The organism is Streptomyces inhibens (genome assembly GCF_003389455.1).
GTDB classification, from domain to species: Bacteria; Actinomycetota; Actinomycetes; order Streptomycetales; family Streptomycetaceae; genus Streptomyces; species Streptomyces inhibens.
Genome location: NZ_QUAC01000463.1, coordinates 1 through 21,484, shown reverse-complemented (window position 1 = coordinate 21,484; position 21,484 = coordinate 1). Strand labels below are relative to the sequence as shown.

Annotated in this window: 20 protein-coding genes; 12 read left to right on the top strand and 8 right to left on the bottom strand. The window is 69.7% G+C overall.

What is annotated here, in order from left to right; all coding sequences use genetic code 11:
• Positions 1-205: 205 nt before the first annotated feature.
• Positions 206-1,858: a glucose-6-phosphate isomerase gene (gene pgi, locus DY245_RS40060; RefSeq protein WP_128512033.1), complete on the top strand. Its 1,653-nt coding sequence runs from the start codon at positions 206-208 to the stop codon at positions 1,856-1,858.
• 76 nt (positions 1,859-1,934) lie between these two features.
• On the opposite strand, the gene pgl is transcribed toward pgi, so the two are convergent.
• Genes pgl through tkt form a run of 5 tightly spaced genes read right to left on the bottom strand, consistent with a single transcriptional unit; the run spans position 1,935 to position 8,542 of the window.
• Positions 1,935-2,717: a 6-phosphogluconolactonase gene (pgl, locus tag DY245_RS40055; RefSeq protein WP_128512031.1), complete on the bottom strand. Its 783-nt coding sequence runs from the start codon at positions 2,715-2,717 to the stop codon at positions 1,935-1,937.
• Positions 2,714-3,751, bottom strand: coding sequence for a glucose-6-phosphate dehydrogenase assembly protein OpcA (gene opcA, locus DY245_RS40050; RefSeq protein ID WP_128512030.1), 1,038 nt, complete (start codon positions 3,749-3,751; stop codon positions 2,714-2,716). Before opcA ends, pgl begins: the two co-directional genes overlap by 4 nt.
• Entirely contained in the window at positions 3,748-5,280 is a 1,533-nt protein-coding gene (gene zwf, locus DY245_RS40045) for a glucose-6-phosphate dehydrogenase (protein WP_128512029.1), read from the bottom strand. The genes opcA and zwf overlap by 4 nt, the downstream gene beginning before the upstream one ends.
• A 6-nt stretch (positions 5,281-5,286) precedes the next feature.
• Positions 5,287-6,405: a transaldolase gene (gene tal, locus DY245_RS40040; RefSeq protein WP_128512028.1), complete on the bottom strand. Its 1,119-nt coding sequence runs from the start codon at positions 6,403-6,405 to the stop codon at positions 5,287-5,289.
• 34 nt (positions 6,406-6,439) lie between these two features.
• Positions 6,440-8,542 carry a transketolase gene (gene tkt / locus DY245_RS40035; protein ID WP_128512027.1) on the bottom strand — a complete coding sequence of 701 codons (2,103 nt, stop codon included), beginning with the start codon at positions 8,540-8,542 and terminating at the stop codon, positions 6,440-6,442.
• Between the two features lie 461 nt (positions 8,543-9,003).
• Between tkt and DY245_RS40030 the strand changes: the two genes are divergently transcribed.
• From DY245_RS40030 to DY245_RS40020, 3 genes are all read left to right on the top strand, one after another.
• On the top strand, positions 9,004-9,987 hold the full coding sequence (locus DY245_RS40030; protein WP_425329512.1) for a heme o synthase: 984 nt from the start codon (positions 9,004-9,006) through the stop codon (positions 9,985-9,987).
• Between the two features lie 46 nt (positions 9,988-10,033).
• A complete protein-coding gene (locus tag DY245_RS40025; RefSeq protein ID WP_128512026.1) occupies positions 10,034-10,414 on the top strand; it encodes a type 1 periplasmic-binding domain-containing protein in 381 nt (126 codons plus the stop codon).
• Positions 10,415-10,554: 140 nt separating this feature from the next.
• Positions 10,555-11,601 (top strand): amidohydrolase, encoded by a 1,047-nt coding sequence (locus DY245_RS40020; protein ID WP_128512025.1) that lies wholly within the window; start codon positions 10,555-10,557, stop codon positions 11,599-11,601.
• Here DY245_RS40020 and DY245_RS40015 read toward each other — a convergent pair.
• From DY245_RS40015 to DY245_RS40005, 3 genes are all read right to left on the bottom strand, one after another.
• Positions 11,574-12,581: a COX15/CtaA family protein gene (locus DY245_RS40015; RefSeq protein ID WP_128512024.1), complete on the bottom strand. Its 1,008-nt coding sequence runs from the start codon at positions 12,579-12,581 to the stop codon at positions 11,574-11,576. The two genes, DY245_RS40020 and DY245_RS40015, sit on opposite strands and share 28 nt — an antisense overlap.
• A gap of 109 nt (positions 12,582-12,690) precedes the next feature.
• The gene (locus tag DY245_RS40010) at positions 12,691-13,503 is read right to left on the bottom strand and encodes an ABC transporter permease (protein ID WP_128512023.1); all 813 of its coding nucleotides are present in this window, start codon (positions 13,501-13,503) and stop codon (positions 12,691-12,693) included.
• Positions 13,500-14,462: an ABC transporter ATP-binding protein gene (locus tag DY245_RS40005; RefSeq protein ID WP_128512022.1), complete on the bottom strand. Its 963-nt coding sequence runs from the start codon at positions 14,460-14,462 to the stop codon at positions 13,500-13,502. The genes DY245_RS40010 and DY245_RS40005 overlap by 4 nt, the downstream gene beginning before the upstream one ends.
• A gap of 281 nt (positions 14,463-14,743) precedes the next feature.
• Here DY245_RS40005 and DY245_RS40000 point away from each other — a divergent pair, with 281 nt between their 5' ends.
• From DY245_RS40000 to DY245_RS39965, 8 genes are read left to right on the top strand one after another with little or no spacing between them, the layout of a single operon-like run.
• Positions 14,744-15,604: a helix-turn-helix transcriptional regulator gene (locus DY245_RS40000; RefSeq protein ID WP_128512021.1), complete on the top strand. Its 861-nt coding sequence runs from the start codon at positions 14,744-14,746 to the stop codon at positions 15,602-15,604.
• On the top strand, positions 15,601-17,022 hold the full coding sequence (gene sufB / locus DY245_RS39995; RefSeq protein WP_128512020.1) for a Fe-S cluster assembly protein SufB: 1,422 nt from the start codon (positions 15,601-15,603) through the stop codon (positions 17,020-17,022). The genes DY245_RS40000 and sufB overlap by 4 nt, the downstream gene beginning before the upstream one ends.
• A gap of 59 nt (positions 17,023-17,081) precedes the next feature.
• Entirely contained in the window at positions 17,082-18,266 is a 1,185-nt protein-coding gene (sufD, locus tag DY245_RS39990) for a Fe-S cluster assembly protein SufD (protein ID WP_128512019.1), read from the top strand.
• Complete coding sequence (locus DY245_RS39985) at positions 18,263-18,580, top strand: non-heme iron oxygenase ferredoxin subunit (RefSeq protein ID WP_128512018.1); 318 nt, start codon at positions 18,263-18,265, stop codon at positions 18,578-18,580. The genes sufD and DY245_RS39985 overlap by 4 nt, the downstream gene beginning before the upstream one ends.
• Before the next feature lie 7 nt (positions 18,581-18,587).
• Positions 18,588-19,352, top strand: a complete 765-nt coding sequence (sufC, locus tag DY245_RS39980; RefSeq protein ID WP_128512017.1) for a Fe-S cluster assembly ATPase SufC — start codon at positions 18,588-18,590, stop codon at positions 19,350-19,352.
• Complete coding sequence (locus DY245_RS39975; RefSeq protein ID WP_128512016.1) at positions 19,349-20,605, top strand: cysteine desulfurase; 1,257 nt, start codon at positions 19,349-19,351, stop codon at positions 20,603-20,605. Before sufC ends, DY245_RS39975 begins: the two co-directional genes overlap by 4 nt.
• Before the next feature lie 37 nt (positions 20,606-20,642).
• A complete protein-coding gene (gene sufU, locus DY245_RS39970; protein ID WP_128512015.1) occupies positions 20,643-21,101 on the top strand; it encodes a Fe-S cluster assembly sulfur transfer protein SufU in 459 nt (152 codons plus the stop codon).
• Positions 21,098-21,433 carry a metal-sulfur cluster assembly factor gene (locus tag DY245_RS39965; protein ID WP_085927731.1) on the top strand — a complete coding sequence of 112 codons (336 nt, stop codon included), beginning with the start codon at positions 21,098-21,100 and terminating at the stop codon, positions 21,431-21,433. The genes sufU and DY245_RS39965 overlap by 4 nt, the downstream gene beginning before the upstream one ends.
• Positions 21,434-21,484 lie beyond the last annotated feature (51 nt).

Sequence of the window (21,484 nt, the reverse complement as noted above, 5' to 3'; positions counted from 1 at the left end):
GGAGGGGATACGCCCCTCCGGCCGGGCCGTTCGCGTAGCTGCCGCCGCCGGACTGCTGCGGCCGGGCGCCGTCGCGCTGATACCTGTTCTTCAGGCCCCCGACAGCGCGTCGTCCGGCAGCGGACAGATACCTCCTACCGCGCGCTGATCAATTAGGTTGGGAGATGGCGGGGCCGGTACGAGATGAAGAAGGCTGATGTCCGAGATGAACGCAGAAGGCCGCAGCAGGCTCGACCAGATGCCTGAGTGGACCGCGCTGAGCAAGCACCGGGAGCAGCTGGGGGAGGTGGGGCTGCGTGAGCTGTTCGAGCGGGACCCTGCGCGCGCCGAGCGCTACACCCTCCAGATCGGCGATCTGCACCTGGACTACTCCAAGCACCTGGTCACCGATGAGACGCTGCGGCTGCTGGGCGACCTGGCCTCGGCGACCGGTGTGAGCGAGCTGCGGAACGCGATGTTCCGCGGCGACAAGATCAATATCACCGAGCAGCGCTCCGTGCTGCACACCGCGCTGCGCGCGCCCGGCTCGGCGGTCGTCAAGAGCGACGGGGAGAACGTCGTCCCCGGCGTGCAGTCCGTCCTGACGAAGATGGGCACCTTCTCCGACCGGGTCCGCTCCGGCGACTGGAAGGGCCACACCGGCAGGCGCATCAAGACCGTCGTCAACATCGGCATCGGTGGCTCGGACCTGGGCCCGGCGATGGCGTACGAGGCGCTGCGCGCCTATTCCCACCGGGACATGCAGTTCCGCTTCGTCTCCAACGTGGACGGCGCCGATCTGCATGAGGCGGTACGCGACCTCGACCCGGCCGAGACGCTGTTCATCATCGCCTCGAAGACCTTCACCACCATCGAGACGATCACCAACGCCACCTCCGCCCGCGACTGGCTGCTGACCGGTCTGCGTGCCGGAAGCGAAGCGGTCGCCAAGCACTTCGTGGCCCTGTCGACCAACGCCGAGAAGGTGGCGGAGTTCGGCATCAACACGGACAACATGTTCGAGTTCTGGGACTGGGTCGGCGGCCGCTACTCCTACGACTCCGCGATCGGCCTGTCGCTGATGATCGCGATCGGCAAGGAGCAGTTCCGCGAGATGCTGGCCGGCTTCCACCTCGTCGACGAGCACTTCCGGACCGCCCCGCCGCAGGAGAACGCCCCGCTGCTGCTGGGTCTGCTCGGCATCTGGTACGGCAACTTCTTCGGCGCCCAGTCGCATGCCGTGCTGCCCTACAGCCACTACCTCTCCAAGTTCACCGCCTATCTGCAGCAGCTGGACATGGAGTCCAACGGCAAGTCCGTTGACCGCGACGGCAATCGGGTCGGCTGGCAGACCGGCCCCGTCGTCTGGGGCACGCCCGGTACGAACGGCCAGCACGCCTACTACCAGCTGCTCCATCAGGGCACGAAGATGATCCCGGCCGACTTCATCGGCTTTGCCCAGCCGGTCCCCGATCTGCTGCCGGGCCTGGTCGCCCAGCACGATCTGCTGATGGCCAACTTCTTCGCGCAGAGCCAGGCGCTCGCCTTCGGCAAGACGCCGGACGAGGTGCGCGCCGAAGGTGTGGCCGAGGAACTGGTGCCGCACAAGACGTTCCAGGGCAACCACCCCACCACCACGATCCTGGCCAAGGAGCTCAGCCCGTCCGTACTCGGCCAGCTGATCGCGCTCTACGAGCACAAGGTGTTCGTCCAGGGCGCGGTCTGGAACATCGACTCCTTCGACCAGTGGGGCGTGGAGCTGGGCAAGGTCCTGGCCAAGCGCGTCGAACCGGCCCTGACGGAAGGCGCCGAGGTGCCGGGCCTGGACGCCTCGACGGCCGCCCTGGTCGCCAAGTACCGGGAGCTGCACGGGCGTTGATCCTCAAGGTCGCCCCGTAACGCCGAAGGCCCCGCACCCTCAAGGGTGCGGGGCCTTGCGCGTCGCCAGGAATTGCTCAGGCCGAGGCCGGCGGGTAGAGGCCGCGCGGCAGTTGGGCCGCCGCCGCCTCGTCCAGCAGCCACAGGGTCCGGCTGCGGCCCCGGGCGCCGGCCGCCGGCGCCTGGACCTCGCCGGCGCCGGAGAGCGCGATGGCCGCGGCATTGGCCTTGTCCTCGCCGGCCGCCAGCAGCCAGACCTCCCGCGCCGCGCGGATCGCGGGCAGGGTCAACGAGACGCGGGTGGGCGGCGGCTTGGGCGCGCCGTGCACCCCGACCACCGTCCGCTCCCGCTCGTAGACGCCGGGCAGTTCGGGGAAGAGCGAGGCCACATGGGTGTCCGGGCCGACGCCCAGCAGCAGGACGTCGAAGGACGGCACCGGGCCGTGGTCCTCGGGGCCCGCGGCGGCGGCGAGTTCGGCCGCGTAGGCCTCGGCGGCGGCGTCGGCGTCATTGCCGTACGGGCCGTCCGAAGGCGCCATGGGGTGCACCCGGGCCGGGTCCAGCGGGACGCTGTCCAGCAGCACCTCGCGGGCCTGGGTGTAGTTGCGCTCCGGATCACCGTCCGGCAAGAAGCGCTCGTCGCCCCACCACAGGTCGAGCCGGGACCAGTCGACCGCGTCCCGGGCCGGCGCCTCGGCGAGGGCCGCGAGCAGCCCGTTGCCGTTGCGCCCGCCGGTCAGGACCACGGAGGCGAAGCCACGGGCGGCCTGGGCGTCCACGATCTTCGTGATCAGCCGGGCCGCCGCGGCCTTGGCCATCAGCTCCTTGTCGCGGTGGACGACAACCTGCGGAGCACTCACTTGGCGGCCGCCTTCTTGGCGGGCGCCTTCTTCGCCGCAGGCTTGGCCGAGGCGTTGTCGGCGGCCGCCGGCTCCTCGGACGTCTTCTCGGCCGGCTTCCCGTCCCCCTGGTGACCGAGCCGGTCCACGCCGTACTTCAGCGCGGCGGCGTAGATGTCGTCCGGGTCGAGCCGGCGCAGCTCCTCGGCGAGCAGCTCCGAGGTCTCCCGGCGCTTGAGGGCCACCGCACGGTCCGGCTGGTTGCGCATGGAGAGCGTGGCCAGCGAGCCGTCCGGGCGGTCCAGCACGATCGTGCCGCTGCTGGACTCCATCCGTACGGCGGTCAGACCGGGGCCGGCCGACACCTTGCGGGTGACCGGGACGTTCAGCCTGCTGGCCAGCCACATGGCGAGCAACTCGCAGCTGGGGTTGAACTCCTCGCCCTCCACCTCGGCAGAGGTGACCGTGCACGGGGCCTGGTCGAGCGCCGCCGCGAGCATCGAACGCCACGGGGTGATCCGCGTCCACGACAGGTCCGTGTCGCCGGGCGTGTAGGTCTCGGCGCGCGCGGAGAGCTCCTGGATCGGCTGCTCGGAGGCGTAGGCGTCGGTGACCCGGCGCTGGGCCAGCGCGCCGAGCGGGTCCTTGGCGGGGCTCAGCGGGGCGTTCACCGCCCACCAGACCACGACCGGGGCGTCCGGCAGCAGCAGCGGCAGCACCACGGACTGGGCGTGGTCGATCGCCTCGCCGTACAGCCGCAGGACGACCGTCTCGCCGGTGCCGGCGTCCGTGCCGACCCGCACCTCGGCGTCCAGGCGGGCCTTGGCGCGGTCGCGCGGCGACCGGCTGACCCGCTTGATGACGACGAGGGTGCGCGAGGGGTGCTCGCGGGATGCCTCGTTGGCCGCCTTGAGTGCGTCGTAGGCGTTCTCCTCGTCGGTGACGATGACGAGGGTGAGCACCATGCCGATGGCGGGGGTGCCGACGGCGCGACGGCCCTCCACCAGCGCCTTGTTGATCTTGCTGGCCGTGGTTTCCGTCAGATCGATCTTCATGGCCGACGCCAGCTCCGTCCGTCTCGTGCGAGCATTTCGTCCGCCTCGATGGGGCCCCAGGTGCCCGCCGGATACTGCGCGGGCTTGCCGTGCTTGTCCCAGTACTCCTCGATCGGGTCGAGAATCCGCCAGGACTGCTCGACCTCCTCCAGGCGCGGGAAGAGGTTGGCGTCACCCAGCAGCACGTCCAGGATCAGGCGCTCGTACGCCTCGGGGCTGGACTCGGTGAAGGATTCGCCGTACGCAAAGTCCATCGAGACGTCCCGTACCTCCATCGAGGTACCGGGCACCTTCGAACCGAACCGCACGGTCACGCCCTCGTCCGGCTGCACCCGGATCACCAGGGCGTTCTGCCCCAGCTCCTCGGTGGCGGTGTGGTCGAAGGGGGAGTGCGGAGCGCGCTGGAAGACCACCGCGATCTCGGTGACCCGGCGGCCCAGACGCTTGCCGGTGCGCAGATAGAAGGGGACACCCGCCCAGCGGCGGTTGTCGATCGACAGCTTGATCGCGGCGTAGGTGTCGGTCTTCGACTTGGGGTCGATGCCCTCTTCCTGGAGATAGCCGACGGCCTGCTCGCCGCCCTGCCAGCCCTCCGCGTACTGCGCGCGGACGGTCTCCTTGCCGAGGTCCTTGGGGAGCCTGACCGCGCCCAGCACCTTGGTCTTCTCCGCGACCAGCGCATCCGCCTCGAAGGAGGCGGGCTCCTCCATCGCGGTCAGCGCGAGCAGCTGGAGCAGGTGGTTCTGGATGACGTCACGGGCGGCGCCGATGCCGTCGTAGTAGCCGGCCCGGCCGCCGATGCCGATGTCCTCGGCCATCGTGATCTGGACGTGGTCGACATAGCTGCGGTTCCACAGCGGTTCGAACATCGTGTTGGCGAACCGCAGTGCCAGGATGTTCTGGACCGTCTCCTTGCCCAGGTAGTGGTCGATCCGGAAGACCTCGTTGGGCGGGAAGACCTCGTGGACGATCCGGTTGAGCTCCTGTGCGCTCTCCAGGTTGTGGCCGAAGGGCTTCTCGATGACCGCGCGGCGCCAGGAGTCCTCCTTCTGGTCGGCCAGCCCGTGCTTCTTGAGCTGCTGGACGACCTTGGGGAAGAACTTCGGCGGCACGGACAGGTAGAAGGCGAAGTTGCCGCCGGTGCCCTGCGCCTTGTCGAGCTCCTGGATGGTCTCCTTGAGCGTCTCGAAGGCCTCGTCGTCGTCGAAGTTGCCCTGGACGAAGCGGCAGCCCTGGACCAGCTGCTGCCAGACCTCTTCGCGGAACGGCGTACGCGCGTGCTGCTTGACCGCTTCGTACACCTCCTGCGCGAAGTCCTCGTTCTCCCACTCACGACGGGCGAACCCGACGAGGGAGAAACCCGGCGGGAGCAGTCCGCGGTTGGCCAGGTCGTAGACGGCAGGCATCAGCTTTTTGCGGGACAAATCGCCCGTGACGCCGAAGATGACCAGGCCCGACGGCCCCGCGATACGCGGGAGCCGTCGGTCCGCGGCGTCACGAAGCGGGTTGGCTCCGTGTGAACCAGTCAAGGGAGATCAGCCCTCCGAGGGAGCGAGGCGCTTGAGCTCCGCCTCCGTGGACTTGAGCAGGTCGTTCCAGGACGCCGCGAACTTCTCCACGCCCTCGTCCTCCAGGAGCTGCACGACCTCGTCGTACGAGATCCCGAGCGCCGCGATCGCGTCGAGGTCGGCCCGGGCCGCCGCGTACGTGCCGCGCACGGTGTCACCCTTGATCTCACCGCGGGCCGCGGTGGCCTCCAGGGTGGCCTCCGGCATGGTGTTGACCGTGCCCGGGGCGACCAGCTCGTCGACGTACAGCGTGTCCTTGTAGTCCGGGTCCTTGACGCCGGTCGAGGCCCACAGCGGACGCTGCTTGTTGGCGCCCGCCTTGTCCAGGGCGGCCCAGCGCTCGGAGGAGAAGACCTCCTCGTACGCCTCGTAGGCCAGCCGGGCGTTGGCCAGCGCGGCCTTGCCCTTGAGGGCCTTGGCCTCGTCCGTGCCCAGCTTGTCCAGGCGCTTGTCGATCTCGGAGTCCACGCGGGACACGAAGAACGACGCCACCGAACGGATCAGGGACAGGTCCAGGCCCGCGGCCTTGGCCTTCTCCAGGCCCGCCAGGTAGGCGTCCATGACCTCGCGGTAGCGCTCCAGCGAGAAGATCAGCGTGACATTGACGCTGATGCCCAGGCCGATGACCTCGGTGATCGCCGGGAGGCCCGCCTTGGTGGCCGGGATCTTGATCAGCGTGTTCGGGCGGTCCACCAGCCACGCCAGCTGCTTGGCCTCGGCGATGGTCGGCACGGTCTTGTGCGCCAGGCGCGGGTCGACCTCGATGGAGACCCGGCCGTCCTGGCCGCCGGTGGCGTCGAAGACCGGCCGCAGGATGTCGGCGGCGTTGCGGACGTCCGCCGTCGTGATCATGCGGATGGCTTCGTCGACGGTGACCTTGCGGGCGGCGAGGTCGGTGACCTGCTGCTGGTAGCCGTCGCCCGAGGAGATCGCCTTCTGGAAGATCGACGGGTTCGTCGTGACACCGACGACGTGCTGCTGGTCGATCAGCTCGGCGAGGTTGCCGGACGTGATGCGCTTGCGCGACAGGTCGTCCAGCCAGATCGCGACGCCTTCGTCGGAGAGGCGCTTGAGTGCGTCTGTCATGGGTTCTGCATCTCCTACTTGTTGTGTACGGGCGTCAGCGCGCGGCGGCTTCAAGTGATTCCCGGGCGGCGGCGGCGACCGCGTCGGCGGTGAAGCCGAACTCGCGGAAGAGCACCTTGCCGTCGGCCGAGGCACCGAAGTGCTCCACCGACACGATGCGCCCGGCGTCACCGACGAAGCGGTGCCAGGTCAGACCGATGCCGGCTTCGACGGCGACACGGGCCTTGACGGACGGGGGCAGCACGCTGTCGCGGTAGGCCTGGTCCTGCTGGTCGAACCACTCGACCGACGGCATCGACACCACGCGGGTGGGGACGCCCTCGGCCTGCAGCTGCTCGCGCGCCTCGACGGCGAGCTGCACCTCGGAACCGGTACCGATCAGCACGACCTGCGGCGCGGCGCTCTGTCCGTCGGCGCCTTCGGCGTCGAACAGCACGTAACCGCCCTTGGCGGCAGCCTCGTTGGCCGGGTACGTCGGCACGCCCTGACGGGTCAGCGCGAGGCCGTGCGGGGCCCCCACGCCGTACTCCTTCGTGAAGCGCTTGAGGATCTCGCGCCAGGCGATCGCGGTCTCGTTGGCGTCGGCCGGGCGGACGATGTTCAGACCCGGGATGGCGCGCAGCGAGGCGAGGTGCTCGATCGGCTGGTGGGTCGGGCCGTCCTCGCCCAGACCGATGGAGTCGTGCGTCCACACGTACGTCACCGGCAGGTGCATCAGTGCGGACAGGCGGACGGCGTTGCGCATGTAGTCGGAGAACACCAGGAAGGTGCCGCCGTAGATGCGGGTGTTGCCGTGCAGCGCGATGCCGTTCATCTCCGCGGCCATGGAGTGCTCACGGATACCGAAGTGGATCGTGCGGCCGTAGGGGTCGGCCTCCGGCAGCGGGTTGTCCGCCGGGAGGAACGAGGAGGTCTTGTCGATCGTGGTGTTGTTCGAGCCGGCCAGGTCGGCCGAGCCGCCCCACAGCTCCGGGATCACCGAGCCGAGGGCGTGCAGCACCTTGCCGGACGCGGCGCGGGTGGCGACGGACTTACCGGTCTCGAACGCCGGGAGGTGGTCCTCCCAGCCCTCGGGCAGCTCGCCCGCGGCGATCCGGTCGAACTCCGCGGCGCGCTCCGGGTTGGCGGTGCGCCAGTCGGCGAAGGACTTCTCCCACTCCTTCTTGGCGTCGCGGCCGCGGTCGAGGGCGGCGCGGGTGTGCGCGAGCACCTCGTCGGCGACGTCGAAGGACTTCTCCGGATCGAAGCCCAGGACGCGCTTGGTGGCCGCGACCTCTTCCTCACCCAGGGCCGAGCCGTGCGCGGCCTCGGTGTTCTGGGCGTGGGGGGCCGGCCAGGCGATGATCGAGCGGGCCGCGATGAACGAGGGGCGCCCGGTCTCGGCCTTGGCGGCCAGCAGGGCCTTGGCCAGACCGGCCGGGTCCAGGTCGCCGTTGGGCAGTTGCTCGACGCGCTGGACGTGCCAGCCGTAGGCCTCGTAGCGCTTGAGGGTGTCCTCGGAGACCGCGGTCTCGGTGTCGCCCTCGATGGAGATGTGGTTGTCGTCCCACAGCAGGACGAGGTTGCCGAGCTTCTGGTGGCCCGCCAGGGAGGAGGCCTCGGCGGAGATGCCCTCCTGGAGGCAGCCGTCACCGGCGATGCACCAGATGGTGTGGTCGAAGGGCGAGGTGCCCGGCGCGGCCTCGGGGTCGAACAGACCGCGCTCGTAGCGGGCCGCCATCGCCATACCCACGGCGTTGGCGACACCCTGGCCCAGCGGGCCGGTGGTGGTCTCGACGCCGGTGGTGTGGCCGTACTCGGGGTGGCCGGGGGTCTTCGAGCCCCAGGTGCGGAAGGCCTTCAGGTCGTCCAGCTCCAGGCCGTAGCCGGCGAGGTAGAGCTGGATGTAGAGGGTCAGGCTGGAGTGGCCTGCGGAGAGGACGAACCGGTCGCGGCCGGTCCAGTTCGCGTCCGCCGGGTCGTGCCGCATCAGCTTCTGGAAGAGAAGGTAGGCGGCCGGAGCCAGGCTCATGGCCGTACCCGGATGGCCGTTACCGACCTTCTGCACGGAATCCATGGCCAGGACGCGGACGGTGTCCACTGCCCGCTGGTCCAGTTCGGTCCACTCGAGATCTGTGGTGGTCGGCTTGGTGCTCACCCTGAGTCAGGGCTCCTCTCCACATGTCGAATGCCGGGGACGGTATGTCCGCAGGCGGTGTCGAGCCTACCCCCGCAAGTGCGTGCGTCTTTTCGACGCTCAGTCGATGTTTTGGGCGCTCAGTCGGTGGGTGGTGTCATGGCGGCCGGTCGCTTTGGGCAATCAAATCGGGACTTCGGTCGTTCCCGACCCGGCGCTCACGCGAGAGCCGTACGACCAGACTGCCGGGCGGTGCTCGCGTTCGCCTCCTGAACGTCGGGCGAACGCCTGGGTAAAAGGTGTCCGCGCCGCCCCGCGCCCGGGCGCCCAACACGAGCCCACCCCCGCGAAGATCGCTGTATGGCCAACGTCTAAAGTGGCGTGGTAAGCGCAAGCCTTTACCGGGCCTTCCCGGCCGGACGAGCTTGCAAGCCTTATCTCTTCCGCGGCGGACGCCGCAGATGTTACTTCCAGGGGTGTGCGTGACGGCCGTCGAATCCCGTCCTGCGGGTGGGGGCACCGCCCACGCCGCCAAGGCTGTGGGGGAGCTCTCTCAGGTCCCCGGGAGTCCCGGAAAGCAGCCGTTCGGGCCCCGCGTCAAGGCATTCGTGGCGCTGACCAAGCCACGCGTCATCGAACTGCTGCTGATGACCACCGTGCCGGTGATGTTCCTGGCGGCCAAGGGCGTCCCCGACCTGTGGCTCGTGCTGGCGACCTGCGTCGGCGGTTACCTCTCCGCCGGCGGCGCGGCCGCCTACAACATGTACATCGACCGCGACATCGACGCGCTGATGGACCGCACCTCACAGCGGCCGCTGGTCACCGGCATGGTCTCGCCGCGCGAATGCCTGGTCTTCGCGACCGCGCTCGCGGTCGGCTCCACCGCCTGGTTCTGGTACTTCGTCAACCCGCTGTCGGCGGTGCTGTCGCTCGCGGCGCTGCTTTTCTATGTCGTCGTTTACACGATGATCCTCAAGCGGCGTACCGCACAGAACATTGTCTGGGGCGGAATCGCGGGCTGTATGCCGGTCTTCATCGGCTGGTCCGCGGTGACGAATTCGGTCTCCTGGGCCGCGCTGGTCCTCTTCCTCGTCATCTTCTTCTGGACGCCGCCGCATTACTGGCCGCTGTCGATGAAGGCCAAGGACGACTACGAGCGGGTCGGTGTGCCGATGCTGCCGGTCATCGCCGGCAACAAGGCCGTGGCCCGGCAGATCGTCGCCTACAGCTGGGTGATGGTCGGCGTCTCGCTGCTGCTGCAGCCGCTGGGCTACACCGGCTGGTTCTACACCGCGGTCGCGCTCGCCTGCGGCGCCTTCTGGCTCAAGGAGGCGCACGGCCTGCAGTCCCGCGCCAAGGCCGGGATCACGGGCGCCAAGCTCAAGGAGATGCGGCTCTTCCACTGGTCCATCAGCTATGTGTCGCTGCTGTTCGTCGCCGTCGCGGTGGATCCCTTCCTCCGTTGAGAGGTGTGGGGGATCACCCTCACAAACGGCCGTACTCGCGGGTAGCATGCTGTCCATGGCAGACACCCAGCAGGCGGACGAGCAGGTGGAGTCGGCGGCCGACGCGAAGGCCGGCAAGCGGGCCGACAGGCGCACGGCCACGCTCGCCAAGCAGATCCGCGCCTTCGCCGAGTCGCACGGCGGCAGCGCCGAAGGCCAGCTCGCGCACATCGGCCGCGGCCGTACCCGGATCGCCCTTGTCGGGGCCAACGGCGAGTGGGGAAACCTCGTCGCCGACAGCTTCGACTCCGCCAAGGACGCCGCCGAGCGGGCCGGCATCGCGCTCCAGGACGACTTCGACGGCGACCTGGCCGCCAAGGTCCGTACCGGCCCCTACGAGTGGTCCCGGATGGCGGGCATCCAGATCGGCGGCCCGGCCAACGCCTGAGGCTCTCGCGAGGCGATGGCGCCGTGCGCCGGAGCGCACGCCGGAAGCGGAGCCCGATACCTCACCACCACCTCGTCCGTTAAGCCCACCAGGCGCGGCGCTTCGGCCACGCCCGGTGGGCTCTCGGCGAGGAGGAGCGGATGGACGGATTTCCACCGCTCATCGATCAGTACAGCCACGGCACGGTGCACGGCGAGCTCGGCCTCGGCTCCTTCGAGACCCACCTCGCCGCCGCGGCCGGCGCTCACGGCCCCGCCCCCGCCGGCACCAGCTACTTCGACAGCTGGACCGGGCTCGCGATACGCCGCTGGTGCCCCCCGCTGCTCGGCCTGGAACCGCACTGTCCGCCGGCCCGCTATCTGGCCCGCAGACGTGAGGTGGGCGCCTACAAGGCCGGGCGGATGCTGCTGCGCGGCTCCGGCATCGGCACGTTCCTGCTGGAGGCCGGCACCCCCAGCGATCTGACCTCGGCCACCGAACTCGCCACCGCCGCCGAGGCCCGCGCCCACGAGGTCGTACGGCTCGAACCGCTCGCCGAGCAGGTCGCCGACACCTCCGGCAGCGTCGACTCCTTCATCGGCTACACCGCCGAGGCCCTCTACGCGGCGGCCCAGAACGCCACCGCCTTCGCCTCCGGCGCCACCTACTGCGACGGGCGCGCCCCCGAGGCCGGCGAGGTACGGCGCGCCGCGGACCGCTGGCTGCGCGGCCGCCGCCCCGGGGAGCGGCTCGGGGAGCCCGCGCTCGTACGGCATCTGTTGTGGAGCGCGGTGGCGACCGGGCTGCCGGTGCAGCTGCACAGCCCCGATCCGCGGCCGCTGGCGGCCTTTCTGCGCGCCACGACCGGCATCGGTGCGGATCTCGTCCTGCTGCCCGGGGAGCCGCACCACCGGCGGGCGGCGCAGCTCGCCGCGGTGCACGCCCATGTCTACGCGGACGCCGGGCCGTGCCCCGAGGAGACGCTCGGTCAGGCGCCGTTCGGCAAGCTGCTGTTCTCCTCGGGCGCCCGCGGGCTGCCCGAGCTGTATGTGACCGGCGCCCGGTTCTTCCTGCGCGCCATGCGGCGCCTCGTACGGGAGTGGACCGACGAGGGGCTGTGCGCGGCCGAGGACGGGCGGCGGATCACCGAGATGGTCGGGTCGGGGACCGCGCGCCGGGTCTACCGGCTGGACGCGGAGGCCACCTGAGGTTCGGGTGCCTCCTGCTCGCCGGAGGGAGCGGACTCGTCGGGGTCCTCCTCCTGGAGCGGACCGCGGTCGCGCAGCGACAGACAGACCCGCAGCACACAGATCCACACCAGGGCCGAGCCCAGCATGTGGAACCCGATGACGAGCTCGGGCAGGCCCATGAAGTACTGGACATAGCCGATGACGCCCTGCAGGGCGACGCAGGCGAACAGCTCCAGGACCATCCGGCGCGGGGCGGCCGGTGCCTTGACGGCGCGCAGCGTGAACCACAGGGCGACGGTCAGGCCGACGACGATGTAGACGAAGTCGACGTGGAGCTGGGTGATCTCCTGCCAGTTCAGCGGGATGCGGTGGTCGAGCTTGGTGGCGTCGCCCGCGTGCGGTCCCGTGCCGGTGACGACCGAGCCGATGACGGTCAGCGCGCCGGTCGCCGTCACCAGCAGCCAGCCGAGCTGGCGGACCGGGCGGGCGACCAGGTCGCGCGGCTCCTCGTCGCCCTCGCCCGCCCGCTTCCAGCTGAGCACGGCGACCGTGAGCAGCGCCGTGGCCGCCAGGAAGTGCGAGCTGACGATGTAGGGGTTCAGGCCGGTCAGGACCGTGATGCCGCCGACGACGGCGTTGATCATGACGATCCAGAACTGCGCCCAGCCGAGGCGGGTGAGCGAGCGGCGCCGGGGGTGCCGGGCACGGGCCGCGATGATGAACACTCCGACGACCACACACAGCACGCCGGTCAGGGTGCGGTTGCCGAACTCGACGAGGCCGTTGATGCCCATCGCGGAGGTCGGCGTCAGGCTCTCCGGCGTGCACGTGGGCCAGGTCGAGCAGCCCAGTCCGGACTGGGTGAGCCGGACCGCGCCGCCCGTGACGACGATGATCACGGCCATGACGACGGTGGCCAGTGCAGTCTGTCGCACGAAGGCCGCGGAGGGCTGCCAGCGGCGGGCGATCAGCTCAAGGGGGTTCAGCGAATTCGGCACGGGAGCCATCGTAGGCGGCTGCTTGTGCGAGTTTTCACGAGGGTCCGGTTTGTGTTCCCGCCGGAGGGTTCGGGGGGTATCCGTACGGCCCCGGCGGCGCCCTCGGCCGCTACTCCCAGCGGAAGAACCGCGCCGCCGCCCCCAGCCCGAGCACCGCCCACACCGCGAGGATGCCGAGGTTCTGCCAGGGGAGGCCGGCGCCGTGCTGGAGGACGTCGCGCAGCCCGTCGGACAGCGCCGCGATCGGCAGCAGCCCGAGCACGCTCTGGGCGGCCTCCGGGAACTTCGTCAGCGGGACGATGACGCCGCCGCCGACCAGCAGCAGCAGGAACACCAGATTGGCGGCCGCCAGGGTGGCCTCCGCCTTGAGCGTGCCGGCCATCAGCAGGCCCAGGCCGGAGAAGGCGGCGGTGCCCAGGAGGAGCAGCAGCACCACGGCGACCGGGTTGCCGTGCGGGGACCAGCCCAGCGCGAGGGCGACCGCCGTCAGCAGGGCGATCTGCAGGACTTCGGTGACCAGCACCGCGCAGGTCTTCGCGGTCATCAGCCCCCAGCGCGGCAGCGGCGAGACGGCGAGCCGCTTGAGCACGCCGTAGCGCCGCTCGAAGCCGGTCGCGATGGCCTGGCCGGTGAAGGCGGTGGACATCACGGCGAGCGCCAGGATGCCGGGCGCCAGGAAGTCGACGGAGCTGCCGGCGCCGCCGGCCGTGTCGGTGGGCACCGCGATGATGTCGACGGCGGAGAACAGCACCAGCAGCAGCGTCGGAATGACGACGGTCAGCAGCAGCTGCTCACCGTTGCGCAGCAGCATCCTGGTCTCCAGGGCCGCCTGCGCACGGATCATCCGCGGCAGCGGTGCCGCACCGGGCCGCGGGGCGAACGTGCCGGTCGCGGCGGCGGAACCGGTCTCGGTGGCGGTCATGCGCGCAGCTCCTTGCCCGTGAGCTCAAGAAAGACGTCCTCCAGGGTGTGCCGCTCCACGGCTATGGCGTCCGGCATCACCCCGTTCTGTGCGCACCACGAGGCGACGGTGGCCAGCAGCTGTGGGTCGATCTTGCCGTGGACGCGGTAGGTGCCGGCGGCCAGCTCCGTAGCGGCGCTGTCCGCGGGCAGCGCCTTGAGGAGCGAGGCGATGTCGAGGCCGGGCCGGCCGGTGAAGCGCAGGCTGTTCTCCGCGCCGCCGCGGCACAGCTGCTCCGGGCTGCCCTGGGCGATCACCCGGCCGCCGTCGATGATCGCGACATCGTCGGCGAGCTGCTCGGCCTCGTCCATGAAGTGCGTGGTCAGTACGGTGCTGACGCCATCGGCGCGCAGCTCCCGTACGAGGTCCCAGGTGGCGTGCCGGGCCTGCGGGTCGAGGCCGGCGGTCGGCTCGTCGAGGAAGACCAGCTCGGGGCGGCCGACCACGGCCATCGCCAGGGCGAGCCGCTGCTGCTGGCCGCCGGAGAGCCGCCGGTAGGGCGTCCGGCCGCAGCTGCCCAGGCCGAGCCGCTCGATCAGCACCGCGACGTCGAGGGGGTGGGCGTGCAGGGTGGCGGTGTGCCGCAGCATCTCCTCGGCCCTGGCGCTCGCGTAGACGCCGCCGGACTGCAGCATCACGCCGATCCGCGGCCGCAGCGCCGCGGCGTCGGCGATCGGGTCCAGGCCCAGGACGCGGACATGGCCGGCGTCCGGGCGGCGGTAGCCCTCGCAGGTCTCGACGGTGGTGGTCTTGCCGGCGCCGTTGGGGCCGAGCACGGCGGTCACCGCGCCGCGTGCGACGGTCAGGTCGAGCCCGTCCACGGCGGTCTTGGTCCCGTATCGCTTGACCAGGCCGACGATCTCGACGGCAGACTCTCGGCCGGGGGTCCGGGGATCGCTCCCCGGGGAGGTGCTGCGCATGCCGGGCAGTCTACGGAGAGTCGCCGGTCAGGCCTCAACGGGGGCTTGGGTGCTGACCGGCGCCCGGGGTGGTCAATATGGCGGTGTGCGGCCGTACGATTTTCGGCGCCCCGTGGACCGTGCCGGGCGGCCGCCGGGCCGGGGCGCTCCCTCGCAGGTCGGCGGCGCTTTGAAGGGCCCCGGCGGGGGCTTGAATTAGGTAAGCCTAAGTGATAGAGGCCACCTGTCCGTGATCCGGACGAGGCTTGTATCGCTTTGACGAATTACGCAACAATGACGTTGTGAAATACGCGAGCGAGGATCAGGAAGGGCCCGCGGTCGAGCAGACCGCCGGGCCGGCCGCCTCCGCGCCCGAGCAGACCGAGCAGCGCGGGCCCGCCCCGCACGCCCCGGCGCCGCACGACGAACAGCAGGGCACCCGCAACAGGGTCGCCCGCTCCATCCTCGACCACGGTCCGTCCACCGCGGCCGAGCTCGCACTCCGTCTGGAGCTGACCCAGGCCGCGGTCCGCCGCCATCTGGACACGCTCGCCGCGGAGGGCGTCGTCGAGCCCCGCGAGAAGCGGGTCTACGGCACCCGTGGCCGCGGCCGCCCGGCCAAGGCCTTCGCCCTCACCGACTGCGGGCGGGACGCCTTCGACCAGGCCTACGACCAGCTCGCCACCGAAGCGCTGCGCTGGATCGCGCAGAGCGCGGGCGGCGGCGAGAAGGGCGAGGCGGCCGTGGCCGCATTCGCCCGCGCGCGGCTCGCGGCCCAGGCCGAGGGCTACCGTGAGGCGGTCGAGGCCGCCGAGCCGGAGCGTCGCACCGAGGCCCTTGCGAAGGCGTTGACCGCGGACGGGTACGCTGCTACGGCGCGCAGCGCGCCCAATCCCCAGCTCGGTGAGCAGCTCTGCCAGCACCACTGCCCGGTCGCCCATGTCGCCGAGCAGTACCCGCAGCTGTGCGAGGCGGAGACCGAGGTCTTCTCCCGATTGCTCGGGACCCACGTACAGCGGCTTGCCACCATCGCCCACGGTGACGGGGTGTGCACGACCTTCGTACCGAAGGCCGGTGCCGGCAAGGCCGCTCACAGCACGCAACGCACCACCACCAAGACCACCACAGCATCTGCAAGCACGGCCGGGAGGAACCCCGCATGACGCTCCCCACGGAGACTGCTCACCCCGAGCTCGAGGGCCTGGGCAAGTACGAATACGGCTGGGCCGACTCTGACGTGGCCGGCGCTTCGGCCAAGCGCGGTCTCTCCGAGGACGTCGTCCGCGACATCTCGGCGAAGAAGAACGAGCCGGAGTGGATGCTCAAGCTCCGTCTCAAGGGCCTGAAGCTGTTCGGCAAGAAGCCCATGCCGAACTGGGGCTCGGACCTGTCGGGCATCGACTTCGACAACATCAAGTACTTCGTCCGCTCCACCGAGCAGCAGGCCGCCTCCTGGGAGGAGCTGCCCGAGGACATCAAGAACACCTACGACAAGCTGGGCATCCCCGAGGCGGAGAAGCAGCGTCTGGTCGCCGGTGTCGCCGCGCAGTACGAGTCCGAGGTCGTCTACCACCAGATCCGTGAGGACCTGGAGGAGCAGGGCGTCATCTTCCTGGACACCGACACCGCGCTCAAGGAGCACCCGGAGCTCTTCCAGGAGTACTTCGGCACGGTCATCCCGGTCGGTGACAACAAGTTCGCGTCGCTGAACACCGCGGTGTGGTCCGGCGGCTCGTTCATCTACGTCCCCAAGGGTGTCCACGTCGACATCCCGCTGCAGGCCTACTTCCGGATCAACACCGAGAACATGGGCCAGTTCGAGCGGACGCTGATCATCGTCGACGAGGACGCCTACGTCCACTACGTCGAGGGCTGCACGGCGCCGATCTACAAGTCGGACTCGCTGCACTCCGCGGTGGTCGAGATCATCGTGAAGAAGGGCGGCCGCTGCCGCTACACGACCATCCAGAACTGGTCGAACAACGTCTACAACCTGGTCACCAAGCGCGCCGTCGCCTACGAGGGCGCGACGATGGAGTGGGTCGACGGCAACCTCGGCTCCAAGGTGACCATGAAGTACCCGGCGGTCTACCTCATGGGTGAGCACGCCAAGGGCGAGACGCTGTCCATCGCCTTCGCGGGCGAGGGCCAGCACCAGGACGCCGGCTCCAAGATGGTCCACATGGCGCCGAACACCTCCTCCAACATCGTCTCCAAGTCGGTGGCGCGAGGCGGCGGCCGGACCTCCTACCGTGGTCTGGTCGAGATCGGCGAGGGCGCCGCGGGCTCCAAGTCCAACGTGCTGTGTGACGCCCTGCTGGTGGACACCATCTCCCGGTCGGACACCTACCCCTACGTCGACGTCCGCGAGGACGACGTCTCCATGGGCCACGAGGCGACCGTCTCCAAGGTCAGCGAGGACCAGCTCTTCTACCTGATGGCCCGCGGCCTGACGGAGTTCGAGGCCATGGCGATGATCGTGCGCGGCTTTGTCGAGCCGATCGCCCGTGAGCTGCCGATGGAGTACGCGCTGGAGCTGAACCGGCTGATCGAGCTGCAGATGGAAGGCGCGGTCGGCTGACGCCCGCCCCCACGCAGCGACTGACTCCCTGATTGCAGAAAGCGAGCACGACGACAGCCATGGCTGAGGCTCAGAACATCCCGGCGGGTTCCACGACCACCGGCTCCATCGCGGTGGCCGCGGAGTCCACCGTCGCCACCCGGATGAGCGCCCCGCCGTCCTACGACGTGGCGGACTTCCCGGTGCCGCACGGCCGCGAGGAGGAGTGGCGCTTCACGCCCCTCGCGCGCCTGAAGGGCCTGCACGACGGCAGCGCCGTCGCGGGCGGCGCCGACCTCAAGGTCGACATCACCGCGCCCGAGGGCGTCACCCACGAGCTGGTCGGCCGTGAGGACCCGAGGGTCGGCAAGGCCGGCAAGCCCGTGGACCGGGTCGCCGCGCAGGCGTACAGCTCCTTCGAGAAGGCCTCGGTGGTCTCGGTCCCCAAGGAGACCGTGCTCTCCGAGCCGATCCGGATCACCGTGCACGGCGAGGGCGGCACCGCCTTCGGCCACCAGGTCATCGAGCTCGGCGCGTTCGCCGAGGCGGTCGTCGTCATCGACCACACCGGTGACGCGGTGCTCGCCGCCAACGTCGACTACCTCCTCGGTGACGGCGCCAAGCTGACCGTCGTCTCCGTCCAGGACTGGGACGAGAAGGCCGTCCACGTCGGGCAGCACAACGCCCTCGTCGGCCGGGACGGCACCTTCAAGTCCGTGATCGTCACCTTCGGCGGCGACCTCGTCCGGCTGCACCCGCGTATCACCTACGCCGGCCCCGGCGGCGAGGCCGAGCTCTACGGCCTGTACTTCACCGAAGAGGGCCAGCACCACGAGCACCGCCTCTTCGTCGACCACGAGGCGTCCAACTGCCGCTCCAACGTGACCTACAAGGGCGCGCTGCAGGGCCAGGACGCGCACGCCGTCTGGATCGGCGATGTTCTCATCCGGGCGTCCGCGACCGGCACGGACACCTACGAGCTCAACCGCAACCTCGTGCTGACCGACGGCGCGCGGGTCGACTCGGTGCCCAACCTGGAGATCGAGACCGGCGAGATCGTCGGCGCCGGACACGCCTCGGCGACCGGCCGGTTCGACGACGAGCAGCTGTTCTACCTGATGGCCCGCGGCATCCCGGCCGACGAGGCCCGCCGGCTGGTCGTCCGCGGCTTCTTCGCCGAGCTGGTCCAGCAGATCGGTCTCCCGGACGTCGAAGAGCGTCTGATGAGCAAGATCGAGGCCGAGCTGGAAGCGTCCTCGGTATGACATACGTACGCGCAGCGGCGCTCAGTGAGCTGGAGGAGGACACCCCCAAGAGGGTGGAACTCGACGGCACCCCGATCTCTCTGGTCCGCACCGAGGGCGAGGTGTTCGCGATCAACGACATCTGCTCGCATGCGAATGTCTCCCTCTCGGAGGGCGAGGTCGAGGACTGCTCGATCGAGTGCTGGCTGCATGGTTCGAGCTTCGACCTGCGTACCGGCAAGCCGAACGGCCTTCCCGCGACGCGCCCCGTCCCCGTATACCCCGTAAAGATCGAAGGGGACGACGTGCTCGTCTCCGTCACCCAGGAGTCCTGAGTTCCCCATGGCAACGCTTGAGATCCACGACCTGCACGTCTCCGTCGACGCCGAGAACGGTCCGCGCGAGATCCTGAAGGGCGTCGACCTGACCGTGAAGCAGGGCGAGACGCACGCCATCATGGGCCCCAACGGCTCCGGCAAGTCGACCCTCGCCTACTCGCTTGCGGGTCACCCCAAGTACACGATCACCGGCGGCACCGTCACCCTCGACGGCGAGGACGTCCTGGAGATGTCCGTCGACGAGCGCGCCCGGGCCGGCGTCTTCCTCGCCATGCAGTACCCGGTTGAGGTCCCCGGCGTCTCCGTCTCCAACTTCCTGCGCACCTCCGCCACCGCCATCCGCGGTGAGGCCCCCAAGCTGCGGCTGTGGGTCAAGGAGGTCAAGGAGGCCATGGAGCGTCTCCAGATGGACCCCGCGTTCGCCGAGCGGAACGTGAACGAGGGCTTCTCCGGCGGTGAGAAGAAGCGCCACGAGATCCTCCAGCTGGAGCTGCTCAAGCCGGCCATCGCGATCCTCGACGAGACCGACTCCGGTCTGGACGTCGACGCGCTGCGCACCGTCTCCGAGGGCGTCAACCGCGTCCGCGAGACCGGCCAGGTCGGCACGCTGCTGATCACCCACTACACGCGCATCCTGCGCTACATCAAGCCCGACCAGGTGCATGTGTTCGCGAACGGCCGGATCGCCGAGTCCGGCGGTGCCGAGCTCGCGGACAAGCTGGAGGCCGAGGGCTACGAGGCATACACGAAGGGTGGCGCAACCGCGTGACACAGCTGCCGGGCCTCCTCGACACAGAGGCGATCCGTAAGGACTTCCCCCTCCTGGACCGTCAGGTCCACGACGGGAAGAAGATCGTGTACTTGGACAACGCGGCGACGTCCCAGAAGCCGCGCCAGGTCCTCGATGCGCTCAACGCCTACTACGAACAGCACAACGCCAACGTCCACCGCGGCGTGCATGTGCTCGCCGAGGAGGCCACGGCGCTGTACGAAGGTGCCCGCGACAAGGTCGCCGCCTTCATCAACGCGCCGAGCCGCGACGAGGTGATCTTCACCAAGAACGCCTCCGAGTCGCTCAACCTCGTGGCGAACATGCTGGGCTGGGCCGATGAGCCCTACCGCGTGGACCGCGAGACCGAGATCGTCATCACGGAGATGGAGCACCACTCCAACATCGTCCCGTGGCAGCTGCTCTCGCAGCGCACCGGCGCGAAGCTGAAGTGGTTCGGCATCACCGACGACGGCCGCCTCGACCTGTCCAACATCGACGAGATCATCACCGAGAAGACGAAGATCGTCTCCTTCACGCTGGTCTCCAACATCATGGGCACGATCAACCCGGTCGAGACGATCATCCGGCGCGCCCAGGAAGTCGGCGCGCTGGTCTGCATCGACGCCTCGCAGGCCGCCCCGCACATGGTGCTGGACGTCCAGGCGCTGCAGGCCGACTTCGTGGCCTTCACCGGCCACAAGATGTGCGGCCCGACCGGTATCGGCGTCCTGTGGGGCCGCCAGGAGCTGCTGGAGGACCTCCCGCCGTTCCTCGGCGGCGGCGAGATGATCGAGACCGTCTCGATGCACTCCTCGACGTATGCGCCCGCGCCGCACAAGTTCGAGGCCGGTACGCCCCCGATCGCCCAGGCCGTCGGCCTCGGCGCGGCCGTGGACTACCTCACCTCGATCGGCATGGACAAGATCGCCGCGCATGAGCACGCGATCACCGAGTACGCCGTCAAGCGGCTGCTGGAGGTCCCCGACCTGCGCATCATCGGCCCGAGCACGGCCGAGGAGCGCGGCGCGACGATCTCCTTCACACTCGGCGACATCCATCCGCACGACGTCGGCCAGGTGCTGGACGAGCAGGGCATCGCGGTCCGGGTGGGTCACCACTGCGCGCGGCCGGTCTGCCTGCGCTACGGAATTCCTGCGACCACGCGAGCGTCGTTCTATCTGTACTCCACGCCTGCCGAGGTCGACGCCTTGGTCGAGGGCCTGGAGCACGTCCGCAACTTCTTCGGTTAATCAGGCACAGCGGATGAGGACGAGGACTGACTGAGTCGTGAAGCTGGATTCCATGTACCAGGACGTCATCCTGGACCACTACAAGCACCCGCATGGGCGCGGTCTTCGGGACGGCGACGCCGAGGTGCACCATGTCAACCCCACGTGCGGTGACGAGATCACGCTGCGCGTGCGGCTCGATGGCGCGACGATTGAGGATGTGTCCTACGAGGGCCAGGGCTGCTCCATCAGCCAGGCCAGTGCGTCGGTGCTCAACGAGCTCCTGGTCGGCAAGCAGCTCAGTGAGGCGCAGAAGATCCAGGAGACGTTCCTGGAGCTGATGCAGTCCAAGGGCCAGGTCGAGCCGGATGACGCGATGGAGGAGGTGCTGGAGGACGCGGTCGCGTTCGCCGGCGTCTCCAAGTACCCGGCGCGCGTGAAGTGCGCGCTGCTCAGCTGGATGGCCTGGAAGGACGCCACGGCCAAGGCCCTCTCCGAGGAGGCGAAGACCGCATGACCGAGACCCCGACCACCACCAAGCCGGCATCCGAGGAAGAGGTCCGCGAGGCGCTGTACGACGTCGTCGACCCCGAGCTGGGCATCGATGTCGTCAACCTCGGACTGATCTACGGCATCCACGTCGACGACGCCAATATCGCCACCATCGATATGACGCTGACGTCCGCGGCCTGCCCGCTGACCGATGTCATCGAGGACCAGGCGAAGTCCGCCACGGACGGCATCGTCAACGAGCTGAAGATCAACTGGGTCTGGATGCCCCCGTGGGGCCCGGACAAGATCACCGACGATGGCCGCGAGCAGCTCCGCGCGCTGGGCTTCAACGTCTGACGAGATCTCCCGCAGCGATACGGCCGTGCCCGCCAGTCACCACTGGCGGGC

Excerpts from the sequence above, each read along its gene's own strand:
- pgi (WP_128512033.1), top strand. The coding sequence starts at position 206 with ATGAACGCAGAAGGCCGCAGCAGGCTCGACCAGATGCCTGAGTGGACC.
- opcA (WP_128512030.1), bottom strand. The coding sequence starts at position 3,751 with ATGAAGATCGATCTGACGGAAACCACGGCCAGCAAGATCAACAAGGCG.
- tal (WP_128512028.1), bottom strand. The coding sequence starts at position 6,405 with ATGACAGACGCACTCAAGCGCCTCTCCGACGAAGGCGTCGCGATCTGG.
- DY245_RS40025 (WP_128512026.1), top strand. The coding sequence starts at position 10,034 with ATGCTGTCCATGGCAGACACCCAGCAGGCGGACGAGCAGGTGGAGTCG.
- DY245_RS40020 (WP_128512025.1), top strand. The coding sequence starts at position 10,555 with ATGGACGGATTTCCACCGCTCATCGATCAGTACAGCCACGGCACGGTG.
- DY245_RS40010 (WP_128512023.1), bottom strand. The coding sequence starts at position 13,503 with ATGACCGCCACCGAGACCGGTTCCGCCGCCGCGACCGGCACGTTCGCC.
- DY245_RS40005 (WP_128512022.1), bottom strand. The coding sequence starts at position 14,462 with ATGCGCAGCACCTCCCCGGGGAGCGATCCCCGGACCCCCGGCCGAGAG.
- sufB (WP_128512020.1), top strand. The coding sequence starts at position 15,601 with ATGACGCTCCCCACGGAGACTGCTCACCCCGAGCTCGAGGGCCTGGGC.
- sufD (WP_128512019.1), top strand. The coding sequence starts at position 17,082 with ATGGCTGAGGCTCAGAACATCCCGGCGGGTTCCACGACCACCGGCTCC.
- DY245_RS39985 (WP_128512018.1), top strand. The coding sequence starts at position 18,263 with ATGACATACGTACGCGCAGCGGCGCTCAGTGAGCTGGAGGAGGACACC.
- sufC (WP_128512017.1), top strand. The coding sequence starts at position 18,588 with ATGGCAACGCTTGAGATCCACGACCTGCACGTCTCCGTCGACGCCGAG.
- DY245_RS39965 (WP_085927731.1), top strand. The coding sequence starts at position 21,098 with ATGACCGAGACCCCGACCACCACCAAGCCGGCATCCGAGGAAGAGGTC.